General features: G+C 66.3%; 16 protein-coding genes. 15 read left to right on the top strand and 1 reads right to left on the bottom strand.

The genetic code is table 11. The features are described from left to right. Window positions 1-44: 44 nt before the first annotated feature. Window positions 45-1,547: an aminotransferase class III-fold pyridoxal phosphate-dependent enzyme gene (locus J2X57_RS16980; protein WP_036114867.1), complete on the bottom strand. Its 1,503-nt coding sequence runs from the start codon at window positions 1,545-1,547 to the stop codon at window positions 45-47. Window positions 1,548-1,722: 175 nt separating this feature from the next. Between J2X57_RS16980 and J2X57_RS16975 the strand changes: the two genes are divergently transcribed. From J2X57_RS16975 to cheD, 15 genes are all read left to right on the top strand, one after another. Beyond that, the gene (locus J2X57_RS16975) at window positions 1,723-2,643 is read left to right on the top strand and encodes an ABC transporter ATP-binding protein (protein ID WP_309868914.1); all 921 of its coding nucleotides are present in this window, start codon (window positions 1,723-1,725) and stop codon (window positions 2,641-2,643) included. Then, window positions 2,640-3,419: an ABC transporter permease gene (locus J2X57_RS16970; protein ID WP_308851718.1), complete on the top strand. Its 780-nt coding sequence runs from the start codon at window positions 2,640-2,642 to the stop codon at window positions 3,417-3,419. Before J2X57_RS16975 ends, J2X57_RS16970 begins: the two co-directional genes overlap by 4 nt. Before the next feature lie 6 nt (window positions 3,420-3,425). Further along, window positions 3,426-4,649 carry a sensor histidine kinase gene (locus J2X57_RS16965; RefSeq protein WP_308851719.1) on the top strand — a complete coding sequence of 408 codons (1,224 nt, stop codon included), beginning with the start codon at window positions 3,426-3,428 and terminating at the stop codon, window positions 4,647-4,649. Further along, window positions 4,646-5,782, top strand: coding sequence for a sensor histidine kinase (locus tag J2X57_RS16960; protein WP_309868911.1), 1,137 nt, complete (start codon window positions 4,646-4,648; stop codon window positions 5,780-5,782). The genes J2X57_RS16965 and J2X57_RS16960 overlap by 4 nt, the downstream gene beginning before the upstream one ends. Further along, the gene (locus J2X57_RS16955; protein WP_036114856.1) at window positions 5,779-6,381 is read left to right on the top strand and encodes a response regulator transcription factor; all 603 of its coding nucleotides are present in this window, start codon (window positions 5,779-5,781) and stop codon (window positions 6,379-6,381) included. The genes J2X57_RS16960 and J2X57_RS16955 overlap by 4 nt, the downstream gene beginning before the upstream one ends. A 117-nt stretch (window positions 6,382-6,498) precedes the next feature. Continuing rightward, on the top strand, window positions 6,499-7,719 hold the full coding sequence (locus tag J2X57_RS16950; RefSeq protein ID WP_309868910.1) for a DUF3142 domain-containing protein: 1,221 nt from the start codon (window positions 6,499-6,501) through the stop codon (window positions 7,717-7,719). Beyond that, window positions 7,716-10,094, top strand: coding sequence for a hypothetical protein (locus J2X57_RS16945; protein WP_309868909.1), 2,379 nt, complete (start codon window positions 7,716-7,718; stop codon window positions 10,092-10,094). Before J2X57_RS16950 ends, J2X57_RS16945 begins: the two co-directional genes overlap by 4 nt. 64 nt (window positions 10,095-10,158) lie before the next feature. Further along, window positions 10,159-11,196, top strand: coding sequence for a tRNA preQ1(34) S-adenosylmethionine ribosyltransferase-isomerase QueA (gene queA, locus J2X57_RS16940; protein WP_036118098.1), 1,038 nt, complete (start codon window positions 10,159-10,161; stop codon window positions 11,194-11,196). Between the two features lie 82 nt (window positions 11,197-11,278). Further along, window positions 11,279-11,596, top strand: coding sequence for an STAS domain-containing protein (locus tag J2X57_RS16935; protein WP_309868908.1), 318 nt, complete (start codon window positions 11,279-11,281; stop codon window positions 11,594-11,596). Between the two features lie 10 nt (window positions 11,597-11,606). Beyond that, a complete protein-coding gene (locus J2X57_RS16930) occupies window positions 11,607-11,969 on the top strand; it encodes a response regulator (RefSeq protein WP_036114852.1) in 363 nt (120 codons plus the stop codon). A gap of 50 nt (window positions 11,970-12,019) precedes the next feature. Beyond that, window positions 12,020-14,002 carry a chemotaxis protein CheA gene (locus J2X57_RS16925; RefSeq protein WP_309868905.1) on the top strand — a complete coding sequence of 661 codons (1,983 nt, stop codon included), beginning with the start codon at window positions 12,020-12,022 and terminating at the stop codon, window positions 14,000-14,002. Between the two features lie 375 nt (window positions 14,003-14,377). Continuing rightward, window positions 14,378-14,893, top strand: a complete 516-nt coding sequence (locus J2X57_RS16920) for a chemotaxis protein CheW (protein ID WP_036114845.1) — start codon at window positions 14,378-14,380, stop codon at window positions 14,891-14,893. Window positions 14,894-14,977: 84 nt separating this feature from the next. Continuing rightward, window positions 14,978-16,696: a methyl-accepting chemotaxis protein gene (locus J2X57_RS16915; protein ID WP_036114842.1), complete on the top strand. Its 1,719-nt coding sequence runs from the start codon at window positions 14,978-14,980 to the stop codon at window positions 16,694-16,696. 3 nt (window positions 16,697-16,699) lie between these two features. After that, a complete protein-coding gene (locus J2X57_RS16910) occupies window positions 16,700-17,575 on the top strand; it encodes a protein-glutamate O-methyltransferase (protein ID WP_036114839.1) in 876 nt (291 codons plus the stop codon). Further along, entirely contained in the window at window positions 17,572-18,231 is a 660-nt protein-coding gene (gene cheD / locus J2X57_RS16905) for a chemoreceptor glutamine deamidase CheD (protein WP_051943858.1), read from the top strand. Before J2X57_RS16910 ends, cheD begins: the two co-directional genes overlap by 4 nt. Window positions 18,232-18,255: the final 24 nt, after the last annotated feature.

Genomic DNA, 18,255 nt, shown 5'->3' with positions numbered 1-18,255 from the left:
TCGCGGTCGGGGATCGCGCGCGAGGCGCGCTCCTACAGGGACTGTTATGCCGCCTTGGTTGACGATTCCGCCCGGCGCGGGCCTTCCTTCAGCGCATGGCGGATCTCCTCGATGATGAGGTCCACCTCGGCGCTGGTCACCTGGAAGTGCGGGGTGAAGCGCAGCGAGTTGGCGCCGCCGTGAATCACACCGATGCCGCGCTCGCGCATGTATTCCTCGGTGGAGCCCTCGCCATAGCACTTGAACTCAGGTGCCAGCTCGCAGGAGAACAACAGGCCCGTGCCCTGGACCTTGGTGATCAGGCCGCCGAGTTCGTTCTTGAGGCCCTCGAGCTTCTGCACGAATTCACGGCCACGCGCCACGATGTTGTCGCGCACCGTGTCGGTCAGTTCGGCCAGCGTCGCGACGGCGACGTCGAGGGCGCGCGGGTTGGCGGTCATTGTGTTGCCGTAGATGCCCTTGCGATACAGGCCGGCGGTGCGTTCGGTGACAGCCAGGACGGAAAGCGGGTACTGGCCGGCGTTGAGCGCTTTGGAAAAGGTCTCCATGTCCGGCGCTTCCATCGACTCGAAGCCGGGGTAATCGACGATCGACAGCACGCCGTGCGCACGCAGGCCAGCCTGGATCGAATCGACCAGCAGGAGGGTGCCGTGCTCGCGGGTGAGTTCGCGTGCGGCGGCGTAAAACTCCGGCGTGAGCGCACGGCCCGGATCGCCTTCGCCCATGACCGGCTCGAGGAACATCGCCTCGATGAACCAGCCCTGGCGATCGGCCTCGGCAAACGCGGCCTTCAGACCCGCGACGTTATAGGGCTCGACCGTGATCAGCGAGTCTTCGTTACGGAAGCTGGCCAGGTGCTGCTGGTAGTTGCGACGCGAGGAGTCGGAGTAGAGGGCCGGGCGCTCGGTGCGGCCGTGGAAGGCGCCCTTCACGGCGAGACGCTTGATGCTGCGACCCGCGTGACGCGCGCCCGGATCGGTCATGAGGCGTGCGTTGACGTCGGCGATGCGGCCGGCGAGCGTGACCGATTCCGAGCCGGAGTTGAGACAGAGGAAATGCGTATACGGACTGCCGCCGCGCGTGCGACCGAGTTCCTTGCGCAGCGCGGCGCAAAGACGCGTCTGCGAGACGTTGGCCGTCATCACGTTGGCCATGACCTGCGGACGCGACATCGCTTCAATGATCGCCTCCGGGTTATGACCGAAGCCGAGCATGCCGTAGCCGCCGTTGTCGTGGACCACGGCACCTTTCAGCGTGACGACCCACGGGCCGCGAGCCGCGGCGGGCACATACGGGTTGAGACCGTCGTCGGGATAGAAGTTGACGAGGCTCGACTGCAGCTGGTGGATCTGCTCGGCTTCGTCCAGGCGGAGGAAGTCGGCCATGTCGGTACGCAGCGCGCGGTGATAGGCAACCGCCTCTTCGATGGCACGGACCAGCGCGGGGTCGGAGGAGGCGAAGCGGGCGATGGTCGTATCCGGGAGGCCCCGCGTACGCGCCGAGCCACCGAATTCACGCAGCTCACGCAGATGACCGATAACGTCCATAACGCACTCCTTCGACCGCTAAGTGTTTATATGTAAAGGGTTTAATGACCCAGCATAGCATGCGGTTTTTGGCCCCGTAACCCCCGGGTGACGCTTGTCACATTCGCACAATGACGCAAGCGACTGCCACCAAGGGGTTACGTACGAATATGTTGCGACGCAAGGGAGGGCACTCATGAACAACGACACCTGCATTGCACGTCTGGACCATGTCGGCAAGCGCTACGGCAATCTCGTCGCGCTCGACGGCATCGATCTTTCCATTCACCGTGGCGAGTTGCTGGCGCTACTCGGGCCCAATGGCGCCGGTAAGAGCACGAGCATCGGTCTGCTGCTGGGTCTCATCCGCGCCGACAGCGGTACCGCCAGCCTTTTCGGCCGCGATCCGCAGGACATCGACGCGCGTCGGCGTATCGGCGTCATGTTGCAGTCGGCGAGTCTGCCGCCCACCTTGAAGGTGCGCGAGTTGCTCACCCTCACGGCGAGCTATTACCCGGAGCCGCGCCCCGTCCCGGAGTCCGCCGCGCTGGCCGGCATCGTCGACTTGCTTGGCCGGAAGTACAGCGATCTGTCGGGCGGTCAGCAACGCCGTGTGCAGTTCGCCATGGCGCTGGCGGGGCGTCCCGAAATCCTCTTTCTCGACGAGCCTACGGTCGGCATGGATATCACGGCCCGGCAGGCGCTGTGGGCCGCCATCCGCACGCTGGTCGCCGGCGGCTGTGCCGTGGTGCTGACTACCCACTACCTGGAGGAAGCCGAAGCGCTGGCCGACCGCGTCTGCGTCATCGCCAAAGGTAAGGTGATCTCCGAAGGCACGGTCGATGCGCTACGCGCGCATGTGGCTGTGCGCCGTATTCGCTGCGTCACCACGATACCCACGGACGTCATTGCGCAGTGGCCCGGGGTGACCTCGGTCGACACGCATCAGGGGCGTCTGACCATCGCCACGACGCAGGCGGAAGGTGTCGTGCGCCGCCTGCTCGATGCGGATCCGACACTGTCCGAACTGGAAGTGCAGCGTGCCGGTCTGGCGGAGGCCTTCACCGAAATCACCCGCGAATCCGAAGCCGGCGACATCGCCCGGGAGGCCGCATGAACACGATCGAAAGCACCGCCGTGCCGGTGATGACCGCCGGGCGCCTGATCAACGCTTATCTCCAGGAAGCCCGGGCGGAATGCCTGCGCTACCTGCGCAATCCCGGATTCCTGCTGCCGACGCTGCTGTTTCCGTCGGTGTTCTACGTGATGTTCGGCATCTTCCTCGCGCATTCGAACAGCGCCGATGCGCCACGCTATCTTCTTGCCTCGTACGGCACGTTCGGTGTCATGGCGCCGGGGCTGTTCGGCTTCGGCGTATCGCTGGCGCTGGAGCGCGATACCGGGCTACTGACACTCAAGCGCGCCTTGCCCATGCCTCCCGGCGCATACCTCATCGGCAAGATGTGCATGGCCGTGCTGGTGGCCGCCATCATCTCGATCATCCTGCTGTGCCTGGCGACCTTCGTCGCCGGCGTATCGTTGCCCGCATCGCGCATCGCCGCCTTTTTCGTACTCCAGGTGCTCGGCGTCCTGCCTTTCTGCGCACTGGGCCTGCTGATCGGTACGCTGGTGAAGGGGCAGGGCGCGCCCGGGGTGGTCAACCTGATCTACCTGCCGATGGCGTTCCTGTCGGGCCTGTGGATTCCGTTGCCGGTGCTGCCGTCGTTCCTGCAGTCCATCGCGCCGTTGTGGCCTGCGTATCATCTCGACCGGCTGGCGCTCTCGGTGGTGGGTCTGGGAGAGGGCGGTGACGCGATCCACGCGCTTGTCCTGCTCGGGTTCACCGCGGTGTTTCTCCTGATCGCGACGCGCCGCCTGCGCCGCTACGGTTGAAGTAGCATGACGCCACGCCTTTCCTCGGAAACCCGTATGGCCCGCTCGTGGTTCACGCCAGCACCGGACTCGCTCTGGAATCGCTTCCGCGACAAGCCGCGCCTGCGCGTCGCCAGCCTGTTTCATCTGGTCTGGACGGTCTACGTCTTCGGCGATCTTGCGTTCGCAAGGACGCTTTCGCCGCACTGGTGGCTCGTAACGGCGACTTCGTTTCCGGTGTTCCTCGGCCTGTATGCGCTCTGTTACACGCGGTCGCTGAGATGGTCGCCCTGGCTTGGCGGCGCGGCCGCGCTGCTGGGCTTTGCCGTCATGGGGGTCAATGCGAGCGCCGGGGGGTGTTATGTCATCTATGCCTGCGCGATGGTCGGCTTCGACGGTTCGCCAAAACGGTCATTCAGTGGCATGGGCGGCGTGCTCGGTGCGTTTGTCCTCGTGGGCTGGTACGTCTATTCTTGGCCTCCGGCGATCATCGCCGGCATCACCTTCATTGCGTTGTGCGTCGGCTCGATCAACGTGATCTACCGGTACAACGCGCAGCGTGACGCGGAACTCAAGCTGTCCCACGACGAGGTCCGCCGCCTTGCCGCGATGGCCGAGCGAGAGCGTATCGGCCGCGACCTGCACGATCTGCTCGGTCACACCTTGTCGCTCATCACGCTGAAGCTCGAGCTGTCGCGCCGACTGCTCGACAAAGACGAAGCGGCGGCGCGCCGTGAGATGGAGGAAGCCGAGCGCGTAGCCCGGCATGCCCTCGCCGAGGTGCGTTCCGCGGTCACCGGTATCCGCGCCTCGGGCATCGCCGCCGAACTGGCCTCGGCGCGTCTTCTGCTGAATGCGTCGATGGTCGGCTTCGAGTACACCACCGAACTGCCCGTCCTTTCCGAGCGGATCGAAGCCGAGCTGGCTCTCGTCCTGCGCGAGGCGGTCACCAACGTGCATCGTCACGCGCGTGCGTCGATCGCCGAAGCGCGCGTCGAGGTGCACGGCAAGGAACTGGTACTCACCGTCATCGATGACGGTAAGGGTGGCGTATCGGATGAAGGCAACGGTATCTGCGGCATGCGCGAGCGCGTGCGCACGCTGGGGGGCACGCTTTCGTTCGAGTCGGCTCGCGGTGCCGGCACGCGCGTGCGCATCACGGTCCCGTTGAACCCCGGCGACCGTCTGGTGACGCCGCCTCGTGGCGAACTGCCGGGCGCGCTGCCCGGTAACCAGCGTCTCGCGTCATGAAGTACTGGCCGGCTACCCACCCGGATTCGCTGCTGGCGAGTTTCCGTTCGCCGACCTACCTGCGCTGGCAGGCGGGCGTGCAGATGTTCTGGCTGATCGGCCTGGTCCAGGGGCCATTGGCCGTCCACGGTTTTCAGTGGTCGTGGATGGCGCCGACACTTGCCTCGATCGTGGTCTACGTGGCTTGTACGGTGGGCGTTTTCATCGGCCCGTTGTGCCGGTTGCCGTTTTACGCCGCTGCCATCGTCGCACTCGGTTTCGTCCTGTGGCTGGTCAATCCCATCTCGTTGGGCTACGTCGTGCTCGGCGTGTCCCTGTTGGCGTACGCCCGTCGACCGTGGTTCTGGCTGGTGGGCACGCTGGCCGCCACGGCGATCACCCTGGCCTGGGCGTTCGCCTTCGGCATCCCTTTTCTCCATGTATCGATCGTGTTCGCCGCCGGGTTGATCTCAGGTTGCGGCAACTACCTCTACGTGCGCGGCGCCCGCCGCGATGCGGCGCTGCGGCTTTCGCAGGACGAGGTGCAGCGTCTCGCCACGCTGGCCGAGCGCGAGCGCATCGGGCGCGACCTCCACGATCTGCTGGGCCATACGTTGTCGCTGATCACCCTCAAGTCCGAGCTGGCCAAGCGTCTCGCGCTGGCCGATCCGGTGCGGGCGCAGCAGGAAATGGAGGAAGTCGAGCGCGTCGCGCGGCACACACTGGCCGAGGTTCGCAGCGCGGTGACCGGTCTTCGTGCCGGTGACCTTGCCGGGGAAATCGTTTCCGCACGCGTCATGCTGGAAGCGTCCGGTATCGCCTTGTCCGCCGAGCTACCCGATCGCTTCGATCTCGCACCCACGGCGGAGGCCGAACTGGCTCTCGTCCTGCGCGAGGCCGTCACCAATATTCACCGACATTCGAGTGCCACCGAGGCACGTGTCGTCATTACCCGGAATGGAGAGGAATTTTCGATGCGCATCACGGACAACGGCTGCGGAGGACTGGCGGCCCATGGCAACGGCGTATCGGGCATGCGCGAACGCATCCGGCGGATCGGTGGCCGGCTGGCCATCGAGTCCCCGGCGCGCCAGGGCACGCTGCTCGCGATCAACCTGCCACGCGCTCGTGGCCTGGTGGAGCGCTCCGCATGATCCGGGTACTTCTTGCGGAAGATCAGGCGATGGTGCGCGGCGCGTTGTCGGCGCTGCTCAACCTGGAGTCCGATATCGAAATGCTCGGTACCGCCGCCGATGGTGAGACGGCCTGGCGCGAGCTCCAGCGTCTGAAGCCCGATGTGCTGGTCACCGACATCGAGATGCCCGGGCTGACCGGGCTGGAGATCGCGCAGCGGGTGCATCGGCATGAGCTGCCGATCAAGGTCGTCATCGTGACGACGTTCGCTCGTCCGGGGTTCCTTCGTCGTGCCCTCGACGCGGGCGTCAGTGGCTATCTGCTCAAGGACGCGCCGGCGGAGAACCTGGCCGATGCCTTGCGCACCGTGCATCGTGGTGGTCGCGCCATCGATCCCCAACTCGCGCTGGAAGCCTGGTCCGATGCCGACCCGCTGAACGATCGCGAACGGCAGGTCCTTCGCCTCGCCGGGGAGGGGCAGTCGGCCAGCGACATCGGTACGCAGCTGAACCTGTCCCACGGCACGGTTCGGAATTACCTGTCAGAAGCTATCGGTAAACTCGGCGCCGCGAACCGGATCGAGGCCTACCGCCTGGCCCGCCAAAAAGGGTGGCTCTGAGGGGCGATCCGCCGGGTAGAATGCACCTGCCCACGCCAGCCGGCGTCACGGAGATCCACTCGCATGCGGCGGCACTCAGGGCCCAATGTAGGAGCGAGCCTGCTCGCGAACACACGCATGAACAGGTCGCGGCCTCCGCGTCTTCGTCCGGCGATCGCTCTGGCGCTGTGGACGCTTCTGTCCGCCTGCACCCACCCGGCAGCGCCACTCACCCACGACGCCTACATCTGGCAGCGTCAGTGGACCCCTTCGCTGCGTGAGTCCGTGGCGTCCTCGTCGGATCTGGTTCGCGACTGGCGCGTACTTGTCGCACAGGCCGACAGCGACGGCGGCTTTCATGTTTTCACCCCCGACCGCGCCGCGCTGGCCGCCACCGGACGGCCGGTGGTGTTCGTGGTGCGTATCGACGGCCGTCTTTCGCGTTTCGACGAGGCGTCTCTGGTGTCGCGCGTGGCCGGACTGGTGCACGACGCGGGGGCAGCCGCGGCGGGCGTCGAGATCGACTACGACTGCCCCACGGCGCGCCTGCCGGCCTATGCCAGCTTTCTGCGCCATCTGAAAGGCGAGCTTGGCGGCGTGCCACTATCGATCACGGCACTTCCCACCTGGATAGGGTCGCCCGATCTCGACACCGTGCTCGCGGTGCCCGATGAGTCCGTCCTGCAGGTGCACGCCGTGCAGGCACCGCAAGCGGGTCTGTTCGATCCGGACGTGGCGATCGGCTGGATCGCCGACTTCGCCCGACATACCCATAAGCCGTTCCGGGTCGCCCTGCCTACGTATGGATCCCGGGTGAGCTGGAACGCCGACGGCACCTTGCTCGCGGTCGAAAGCGAGCAAGGCGCACGCGCGGCAGGTGCCGTCGCTTCCGAACTCTACGCCTCACCTGTCGCGGTGCGCGGGGTGGTCGACCGACTCGCTCGCGGCCGGCCGGCAGGTCTGGTCGGCGTGGCCTGGTTCCGCCTTCCGACACCGGAGGACACGCGTGCCTGGAGCCTCGCCACATGGCGCGGCGTGGTGACGGGGAAACTGGACGCACCGGCGCTGCGGGCCACGCTTCGTCCCGGCACCGGCGACGCGGCCGCCGACGTACTCATCGACAACCCCGGCGGTATCGACGCCGTCGCGCCCGTCGCCGTGCGGCTTCCGCATGGCTGCGATGTCGCCGATGGTGTCGACGGATATGTCGTACGTCGCACCGACGACGGCCTCGAACTCGTTTCACGGCAAGCCCGTCCACTGCCCGCACACGTTCAGCGGCCGATCGGCTGGGCGCGCTGCCCGGCGGGTTCGCCCGTCACCTTATCCATCCGCGCTGAAGGAGCGCCGCTTTCATGATGAAGTCCCATTCGCTGGCCGTCGGCACGGCGCTGGCTCTGGCAGGCGCGGTCGCCCTGGCCTGCGGGCCGTGGTTCCCGTCCCAGATGCTGGACGACCGCGCCGCCACCCTGGCGGCCGTGCCGCAGAACACGTTCGCGTTCGAGGCGGCCCATCTGCTGCCGTCGACCGATTCGCTGGTCGCCGTCGAAGCCAGTCGCTACGGCGAACGGGATACGAAGCCCGATCTTCCGCCGGATCAGGCCGAGCGGGTGAAAACGCTCATGGCATCGGCGAGCGGCGCGGACGCCTTCGTCGCGGGAGAGGGTCTCCCTCAGGACGTGCGCGGCTACGTGGCCGGCGCTGTCGACTGGAAGCGCGCGGTGGCCGATTGCCCGGAGGCGCCCGAGGTCAACTATCCGGACGTCGCCGGCCGGCCGCTCTGCACCGACTTCGACGGCGACGCGCTCGCCAAGGCTCAGGGCCAGTTCGAAGCGGTGGCGGCACTGGCACCGGACCAGGCAAAAGCGCGCGGCGCGTGGGCGGCTTACATGCTTGGCGAGGTTCACGCGCTGCGCGCTGGCAAGGCGTTCGGTACGCCCGCGTTTGCCGCCGAACGCGCGGCGGCGGTGAAAGCCTTCCAGGACACGCGTGCCCGCGTGCTCGCCGGCGCCTCGGATGCGCAGGGCCTGGCGGTCGCCAGTTTCGGTGAGGAGGCACGCCAGAGCCTGTACGCGGGTGGGAAACCGTGCCTCTGGGCCGAGATGGTCAGCGGCGACGACTGCATCGCCGATATCCCGGCCGCCGATCTCAAACACGCGATCGCGCTGTACGCCGCGCAAGCCGGTCACGGCTCCGGCATCGCGGTTGAATCGCTTGCCGCCCTGGCCGGCGCGGTCCTCGCCGTGCCGGAGCAGGCGCAGGCACTCGTCGACGGTCCGATCTCCCAGCGCCTGCTCGTTACCTACGCGCTGGCTCGGGTCGCTCCTCAGACGACCGACGGCCAGCCCGATCCCACACTCAGCGCGCTCGTCGATGCCATCGGCAAGGTGGCACCGGACAAGGTCGCCGCGGCGGATCGCCTGGCCTCGCTGACGTACTCGCTGGGCAGGTACGACGACGCCGGGAAACTCGTTGCGCACGCGGACGGTCCGCTCGCCGCCTGGGTTCGCGCCAAGCTGGCACTGCGCAAGGGCGATCGCAACGCGGCCGCCGGGGCCTATGCGGAGGCGGCGAAGGCCTTCCCTCGCGCAGACGATCCCAAGGCCGCGCTCGAGCCCGCCAGCGTGCATCAGCTGATGGGCGAACGCGGCGTGCTCGCGCTGGCCCGCGGCGACTACGTCGAAGCGATGACGCGCATGTATGAGGCTTCCACCGCCGTCGGTGGCGACGGCAACGTTTATGGCGAAGATGGCGAGGGCGTCGGCGCAGGCTACGGCAACGACACGATGTACATCGGCGAGCGCGTTCTCACCGTCGATGAACTGAAGAGCTTCGTGGATACGAACGCGCCCACGGCGACGCCCGCGCCGAAGGCCGATGACAAGGATGCTGCGCTCGCGTCGCCGTACTCGCTCACGCTGGGCGATCGCCTGCGCTGGATGCTCGCGCGTCGCCTGATGCGTGCCGGCCGTTTCGACGATGCTTATACGTATTTTCCCAGCGGTGTGGACAAGCGTTACGCGGAGGTCGACCTGCGCGCCACCGCGAAGGCCTACGCCGACGACCTGCATGATGGCGATCACCGCTGGACCGATATCGGCAAGGCCGAGGCGCGTTTCGCGGCGGCGAGGATCGCCCGCGAGCACGGCATGGAACTGCTCGGTTACGAGCAGGGCCCGGACTATCGCGACGAAGGCGGCAGCTACCCGGGCGGCAGCGGCCAGACGGCGGCGACGCTGAAGGGCGACCTGGTAACCGGCGGGGAGCGTCAGCGCTTCGCGGATAGCACGGCGCAACCCGACCAGCGCTTCCACTACCGTTACGTCGCGGCCGATGAAGCCGTATCCGCCGCCGACCTGCTGCCGCCGCGCTCCCAGGCCTTCGCCGCGAGCCTGTGCGTCGCCGCAGGATGGATGCTCGACGGTCCGCCCGGTTACGACGAGCCGGAAGAGGGCGAGGCAGGCAAACCGGTCAGCGAACGTCAGCGTCGCGCCGAGGCTTACTACGCGCGTTACGTGAAGCAGGGCCCGTACGTCGAATGGGCCGACGACTTCGGTCGGACGTGCGAGCAGCCGGATTTCGATCGGGCTCGGGAACTCAAGCGTGCGCAGCAGGTGAGGGCGGTCAAACACTTCATTCGTAAGCATCTGATCGCCGAAATCATCGTGCTGGCGCTCGTTGCCGCAGGCTTCGGCTGGGTCATCGTCCGGCGTCGACGGAAGCCCCGCGTCTGACGAGGTCGCCCCGGAGGCGGGCGTGGGCGATAATCCCCACCCGTTACCCGATGTTGCCCTTGCCGTGAAGAAATCCGATTTCGACTTCGAACTCCCGCCCGACCTGATCGCCCAGGCCCCGCTGGCCAGGCGCTCAGGCAGTCGGCTGCTCGTGGTCGATGTCGCCGCGCGCAGCAAAAAGGACCGTAAGTTCGACGAACTCCCGGAAATGGTGCGCCCGGGCGACCTGTTGGTGTTCAACGATACCCGTGTCCTGCCGGCCCGCCTGTATGGTCGCAAGGAGTCCGGCGGCGCCGTGGAGATCCTGATCGAGCGTGTCACCGGGCCCCATGAGGCCCGTGCGCAGCTGGGTGTCAGCAAGAAGCCGAAGGAAGGCGGCAGGATCGAACTGGCCGACGGCAGCATGATCACGGTGCTCGGCCGGGAAGGCGAATTCTTCCTGCTGCGCTTCGAGTCCGAAGAACCGCTGGAGCGCCTGCTGTCGCGTCTGGGTGAGATGCCGCTGCCGCCCTACATCGAGCGCACCGCCGATCAGTCGGATATGGAGCGTTACCAGACCGTGTTCGCTCGTGAGCCCGGTGCGGTCGCGGCGCCTACCGCAGGCCTGCATTTCGACGAGCACCTGTTGCAGCGCCTGCGCGACGTGGGCGTCGATATGGGTTACGTGACGCTGCACGTGGGCGCCGGCACGTTTCAGCCTATGCGCGCCGACGACGTGCGTGACCACGTGATGCACCGCGAGTGGCTGAACGTGGGCGCCGCGCTGGTCGAAAAGATCCGTGCGACGCGCGCCGCGGGCGGTCGGGTCATCGCGGTGGGGACGACGGTAGTCCGCGCACTGGAGAGCGCGACGGTGGAAGGGGTGCTTCGCCCCTTCGCCGGTGAGACCCAGATCTTCATCTTCCCCGGCTACAAGATCACCAGCGTCGACGCGCTGATCACCAATTTCCACCTGCCGCAGTCGACCCTGCTGATGCTGGTCTCGGCGCTGGCCGGTAAGGAAACGATTCTCGACGCCTATCGCTACGCGGTGCTCCAGCGGTACCGGTTTTTCTCGTACGGCGACGCGATGCTGATCTACCCGGCAGCGACGCCCGCATAAGCGGCAAGGCAGCCGCCCTGGCCTAAAGCTTTGCCCGGGTGGGCCGATAAGCCCATCGAACGACCCACCCACGGTACGGACGATGGCGAAGAAATCCTCCAAAGACGCGACCACCGCGCCGCTCACGCTCGATGCCGACCTGCGCATCGCCGCGGCGCCTGCGCTGCGCGATACCCTGTTGGCGGCGCTCGCCACCGGCGGCTCGGTCGACATCGACGGCGGCGCGGTGGCCCAGGTGGACACCGCCGCCCTGCAGCTGCTCGCCGCGTTTTCCCGCGACGCAAAGGCGGCGGGGCATCCGGTCACCTGGACGGGCGTCAGCGACCCCCTCCAGCGCGGCGTAGCCGTGCTGGGTCTCAACGGTTTGATTGAACTGCCGGCTCGCGCCGGCGTGAACTGAAGGTGCTTCGATGGCTAAGATTCTTGCGGTAGACGACTCGGCCTCCATGCGCAGCATGGTTGCTTTCACCCTGCGTGGCGCCGGCCACGACGTCGAAGAAGCCGATAACGGCCAGGCGGCGCTCGATTCGGCTGCCGTGCACAAGTTCGACCTGATCCTGGCCGACGTGAACATGCCGGTGATGGACGGCATCACGATGGTCCGCGAGATCCGCACCCGTCCGGACTACCGTGGCGTGCCGATCCTCATGCTGACCACCGAGTCCAATCCGGAAAAGAAGATGGAAGGCAAGGCGGCTGGCGCGACCGGCTGGCTGGTCAAGCCGTTCGATCCGGAACAGCTGCTGGCTACCGTCGGCCGCGTGCTCGGCTGATTCTTCGTAAACGGCTCTTCCTCAAGTTCCGGTAATCCAGGGTTACTTCCATGTCCAAAGTCGATCTGGCGCAATTCCACAAGGCGTTTCACGAAGAGAGCCTCGACGGTCTCGACGCCATGGAGCAGGCGCTCCTCGCGCTGGACGAAGGCGCCGAGGATCCGGAACTGATCAACGTCGTGTTCCGTGCCGCCCACTCCATCAAGGGCGGCGCGGCCACGTTCGGTTTCACCGACGTCGCTGCGTTCACCCACGTGGCCGAAAACCTGATGGACGAGGTCCGCAGCGGCCGCCGTCCGATGGAAAAGGCCGTCGTGGAACTGCTGCTGCGCTCGGGCGATACCGTGCGCGACATGCTGTCGCTGTCGATGGCCGGCCAGCCGGCCGCCACGGCGGAGAGCCAGGCCTTGCTGGCGGAACTCTCGGCGATGGTCTCCGGTGCGCCTGTGGCGGCACCGGTGGCGGTCAAGGCCGCCGCGCCGGTCGAGGCGATCGAAGGCTGGGACATCGCGTTCCGTCCGTTCGATTACCTGCTCAAGACCGGTAACGATCCCGCGCGCATGTTCCGTGAGCTCGAGGCCATGGGCCCGCTCTCGGTCACCTGCGACGCGAGCAAGCTTCCCGCGCTGGCCGATATGGACGCCGAGTCGTCCTACCTCGGCTGGACACTCCATCTCGCCGCCGGTGCCAAACGTGCCGCCGTCGAAGGTGTATTCGACTGGGTCGATGGCGATTGCGAGCTGACGGCGACACCGCGCATCGCCGCGGCCGCGCCGGTCGCCGCCGCACCGGTTGCCGCCGTGGCCGCGGCCCCGGCCGCCCCCCGTGCCGTGCGCGAGCCCGCCGTGAACAGCGAGGCGAGCTCGGTTCGCGTCGGCATCGAAAAGATCGACACCCTGATCAATCTCGTCGGCGAACTGGTCATCACGCAGTCGATGCTGACCCAGTTCAACGACGGTGTGGACGCCTCGCAGCTGGAAATGTTCCGCCAGGGGCTGGCCCAGCTGGGTCGCCACACGCGCGAATTGCAGGAAAGCGTCATGAGCATCCGCATGCTGCCGATCAGCACGGTGTTCAACCGCTTTCCGCGTCTGGTCCGCGACCTCGCGCAGAAGCTCGACAAGAAAGTCGTGCTCGACATGCGCGGCGAAACCACCGAACTCGACAAGACGGTGCTGGAGAAGATCGGCGACCCGCTGGTGCATCTGGTCCGCAACGCGATCGACCATGGCCTCGAAGTACCGGCTAAACGCCAGGCCGCTGGTAAGGGCGATACGGGCACGCTGCGCATGGAAGCCTTCCACCGCGGCGGTTCCATCGTGGTCGAAGTGGCCGATGACGGTGCGGGTCTGAATCGCGAGGCCATCGTCGCCAAGGCGGTCTCGCGCGGCATCATCGCCTCGGGCGATCACATGTCCGACGACGCCGTGGCCGACCTCATCTTCGAAGCGGGCTTCTCCACCGCCGCCGCCACGACCGACCTCTCGGGTCGTGGCGTAGGCATGGACGTGGTCCGTCGCAATGTCATGGACCTGGGCGGTACGGTGAGTATCCGCAGCGTCGAGGGCAAAGGCACCACCTTCACCATCACCCTGCCGCTGACGCTGGCGATCATCGACGGCCTGACGGCCGCGGTGGGTGAAGAAACCTACATCGTGCCGCTGGTTTCCATCGTCGAATCCGTGCAGGTGAAGCCGGATGCGATTCGCAGCGTGGCGGGCGGCGGCGAGCTGTTCCGCTTCCGCGATCACTGGCTGCCCATCGTGCGGCTGTTCGACGCATTCGGCTGCGCCGGTCAGCGCCGTGCCATCGACGACGGTATCGTCATCGTGGTGGAAGGCGAGGGCAGTCGCATCGGTCTGTTCGTCGACGAACTCATCGGCCAGCAGCAGGCGGTGGTGAAGTCGCTGGAAGCCAACTATCGCCGGGTTACCGGCATCTCCGGCGCGACGATTCTGGCCGACGGCTCCGTCGCGCTGATCGCCGACGTCGCCGGGCTGGTGCGTCTGCAGGCGCGTCGCAAGGCGGCCTGATTGCCGTGGGTTGAACGGGGTCGCGCGCAAGGCGCGCTCCTACAACCGTCGGCCATCCCCGCCGCGCGGTAACCCATGCGTTAACACCGTGCTGTACTCCCGTGCGTTGGCCCGTGCGGCACCCCGTCAGGTATCCCCGTGCGGTGTACCGCCGCACGGTAGGAGCGCGCCCTGCGCGCGAAAAGCCGACAAAGCAATGAAGCGGCACCCCCCGGTTCCCCATTCCGGCCCCCATCCCGCCCGTTCCGCCCCCATCCCGCCGCACTCCCCACCGGATGCGGCACCGCAAAATTCCCCCTCAAGTCCCCACCGGAATAGCCGATACCCCAAGGGAAGGGGTCCCGAACCGCCGATCCGATCCGCCGTGGGAACGACATGAATCAAGCAGCCAATACCGCCATCGACGCGTCCGACGAGGCCGCGCAGTACCTGACCGTCAACCTCGGTAACGAGGAATACGCGGTGGATATCCTCGCCGTCCGCGAAATCCGCGGCTGGACACCGGTGACGCGCATCCCGCAGGCACCGTCCTATGTGCTGGGTGTGCTGAACCTGCGCGGCGCGATCGTGCCGGTGCTCGATCTTCGCCTGCGCTTCAATCTGGCGCGCGAGGAATACACCGCCACCACCGTGACCGTCATCGTCATGGTCAACGGCCGTCAGTTCGGCGTGGTGGTCGATGCCGTCTCCGACGTGGTGGAGGTCGCTCCCGGCGGCATCCGTCCGGTTCCCGACATGGGCACCACCGTCGATACCGAATACCTGAAGGGCCTCACGTCCGTCGGCGAGCGCATGGTGTTGCTGCTCGACGTCGACCGTCTCCTGCAGCCGCAGGACGCCCAGATGCTGGAAGCCGCGCTGGCTTCCACCGACGTCAAAGCCGTCGCCTGAGCGTAGAGGCGCCGTGGCGGCTTCGGTCGCCGTGGCGTGAGATGCCCGGTTTGCCACTGCCGCACTTTGCCGATTGGAATCGCAATGAATAAGTTCAAGTTCAAGATGCCCGCCCTGACCGTCCGTGGACGCCTTTACGGTGTGCTCGGTCTTTTGGGCGTCATGCTGATCGGCGGCGCCGCCGTCGGCCTCGGCGCCATGTACTTTCAGAACGAAGGCCTGCGCAAGGTCTACGAGGAAGAACTCGTTCCGTCCGAGATGCTCAGCCAGGTGAGCACGCGCGCCCTGATGGCTTTCGTGGTCATGGGTGAAGCCGCGGCGAAGGTGTCCGAGAAGGATCAGGTCAACCAGAAGCTTGCCGAGTTCCAGAAGCTCCAGGACGAGATGGCCAAGCTGAAGGACGATTACAAAAAGATGCCGATGTCGCCGGAGATCAAGAAGCTCTACGACCGCTGGCAGTCGTCCAACGACGAGTACAACTCGGCCAAGAACGACATGCTCGACGCCCTCAAGCAGGGTGACGAGGGCGCGCTCGACGTCATGGAGATGTCCGTCCGCCCGATCCTCATGGATCGTCAGGCGCAGCTCGCCAAGCTGGTCACCGCCAAGCGCGACGAAGCCGCGGCGATCTATGAAAAGCAGGCCGCCCAGTACAAGACGATCCGTGCCTTCTGCATCATTGCGCTGTCGCTCGGCCTGATCGTCAGCCTGCTGATCGGCGTGCTGGTGATCCGCTCGATCCTCCGCACGCTGTCGGTCACCGTGAACGTCGCCAACCAGATTGCCGAAGGCAAGCTGGGTCACGACGTGCAGGTCACCCGTCAGGACGAACTCGGCCAGCTGCAGGGCGCGTTCCGCGCGATGGACGAGCGCCTCAGCGCCATCGTCACCGAAGTGCGTCACGGTTCCTCGTCGGTCAGCACCGCCGCGCAGCAGATCTCGCGCGGTAACGACGACCTCTCGCAGCGCACGCAGGAACAGGCGTCCAGCCTGGAAGAAACCGCTTCGTCGATGGAAGAAATGACCTCGACCGTCAAGCAAAACGCCGAGAACGCCAGCCACGCCAACCAGCTGGCCCGCGGTGCACGTGAGCAGGCGGAGAAGGGCGGCGAAGTCGTTGCCCAGACCGTTGTCGCCATGCGCGAGATCAACAGCTCCAGCAAGAAGATTTCCGACATCGTCAGCCTCATCGACGAAATCGCTTTCCAGACCAACCTGCTGGCGCTCAACGCCGCGGTCGAAGCCGCGCGTGCGGGTGAGCAGGGTCGCGGCTTCGCCGTGGTCGCTACCGAGGTGCGTAACCTCGCCCAGCGTTCGGCGGGTGCGGCCAAGGAAATCAAGGGCCTCATCAACGACAGCGCGAGCAAGGTCAAGGCCGGTTCCGAGCTGGTCGACCAGTCCGGCAAGGCGCTCGCCGAGATCGTCGAGAGCGTGAAGAAGGTGACCGACATCGTCGCCGAGATCGCCGCCGCCAGCTCCGAGCAGTCGGCCGGTATCGACCAGGTCAACCACGCCGTGCTGCAGATGGACGAGATGACCCAGCAGAACGCCGCACTGGTGGAAGAATCCGCCGCCGCCGCCCGTGCCATGCACGAGCAGGCGACCGAGCTGAGCCGTCAGGTGTCGTTCTTCCAGGTCACCGGTACAGTGGCTTCCGCGCCGGCCGCCAGGGCGCCGCGCAAGGACGCCACGCAGGAGGAGATGGAAACGGTGTTCGCCGCGGTGCGCAGCACGCCGGCCGCCCCCGTGCGTCCGTCGCGTCCCGCCGAGTCGGCTGACTCCGGCGTTTGGAAGGAGTTCTGATCGATGAATGCGCTCGTCAACAACGGCGACAGCGTCGTACCGGCGAGCGCAGCGGGCCCGAGCCTGGGCGACGCGGACTTCGCCTTCCTTCGCGACTTCGTGCTTCAGCATTGCGGTATCTCGCTCGGTGAGCATAAGCGCCAGCTCGTCCAGGGGCGTCTGCTCCGCCGGCTGCGCACGCTGCGCCTCGACGGTTTCTCGGCGTACTGCGATCTGCTTCGTCGCGATCCGGACGGCGAACTGGGTGAACTGGCCAGCTGCATCAGCACCAACGTCACCTCGTTCTTCCGTGAGATGCACCATTACGACCTGCTCGTGGACGAGCTCCTGCCACGCTGGCTTGAAGAAAAGCGCAACGGTGGACGCCTGCGCATCTGGTCGGCCGGTTGCTCCACGGGCGAAGAACCATACGCCATCGCCATGGTGCTGGCCGAGGCCATGGAGCGGATGGGCGTCAACATCGACGCGAAGATTCTCGCGACCGACCTGTCACCGCAGGCGCTGGAATTCGGGCGCAAGGGCGTCTACCCGGTCGACCGCCTGACGGGCGTGAGCGAAGCGCGTCGCAAGCGCTGGTTCCTGCGCGGCGAAGGCTCGTTCGACGGTTTCGCCCAGGTGCACCCGCGCCTGCGCGAGCTGGTCACCATCCAGCCGCTCAACCTGCTTCACGACTGGCCCATGCAGGGCAAGTTCGACGCCATTTTCTGCCGCAACGTCGTCATCTATTTCGATAAGCCGACCAAGCAGCGCCTGTTCTCCCGTTATGCCGGCATGCTGGAAAGCCGCGGCTACCTTTTCCTCGGTCACTCGGAATCCATGTACGGACTGTCCGAAGACTTCGACCTCATCGGTCGAACCGTTTATCGGAAACGCACATGACAGACGCGTTCGCGACCCTGCCACGCACGTTCGTCGGCTTCGATCCAAAGAGTGTGCTGCCGGGGTTCGAACACGTCCGCCGGTTCTGGGATCCCGCGCAGGAAGTGGTGACGGTCAAGATTCTGCCTGGCGAATACTACGTCAGCACGCAGGAAGAAATGATCTCCACCGTACTGGGGTCGTGCGTGTCGGCCTGCGTGCGCGACACGAAACAGCGCATCGGCGGCATGAACCATTTCATGCTGCCCGAGCCCGCGGGCGAGCGTGACAGCTGGAGTTCCACCGTCGGTCGTGCCGCGCGTTACGGCAACGACGCGATGGAGCAGCTGATCAACTCGATCCTCAAAGCCGGCGGCCGTCGTGACGATCTCGAAGTGAAGATCTTCGGCGGCGGGCGTGTGCTCGCGACCATGACCGATATCGGTCAGCGCAATATCGCCTTCGTACAGCGTTATATCGCCACCGAGAAGCTGCGCCTCTGCGCGGCCGACGTCGGCGACATCTACCCGCGTCAGGTGCAGTTCTTCCCGGTCAGCGGCAAGGTGCGTGTGCGCCAGCTGCGTGCCGCACACGACAACAATCTTGCCGATCGCGAGAAACGATACCTCAAGCGATTGGCTGACGATCCGATAAAGGGAGAGGTGGAGCTTTTCTGACGCGCCGCGCGGAAAGCTTTCCTC

It is taken from the genome of Luteibacter sp. 1214, from assembly GCF_031455395.1.
GTDB classification, from domain to species: domain Bacteria; phylum Pseudomonadota; class Gammaproteobacteria; order Xanthomonadales; family Rhodanobacteraceae; genus Luteibacter; species Luteibacter mycovicinus.
Note: the sequence above shows the minus strand (reverse complement) of the source record. Positions and strands in the feature narration are given on the sequence as shown.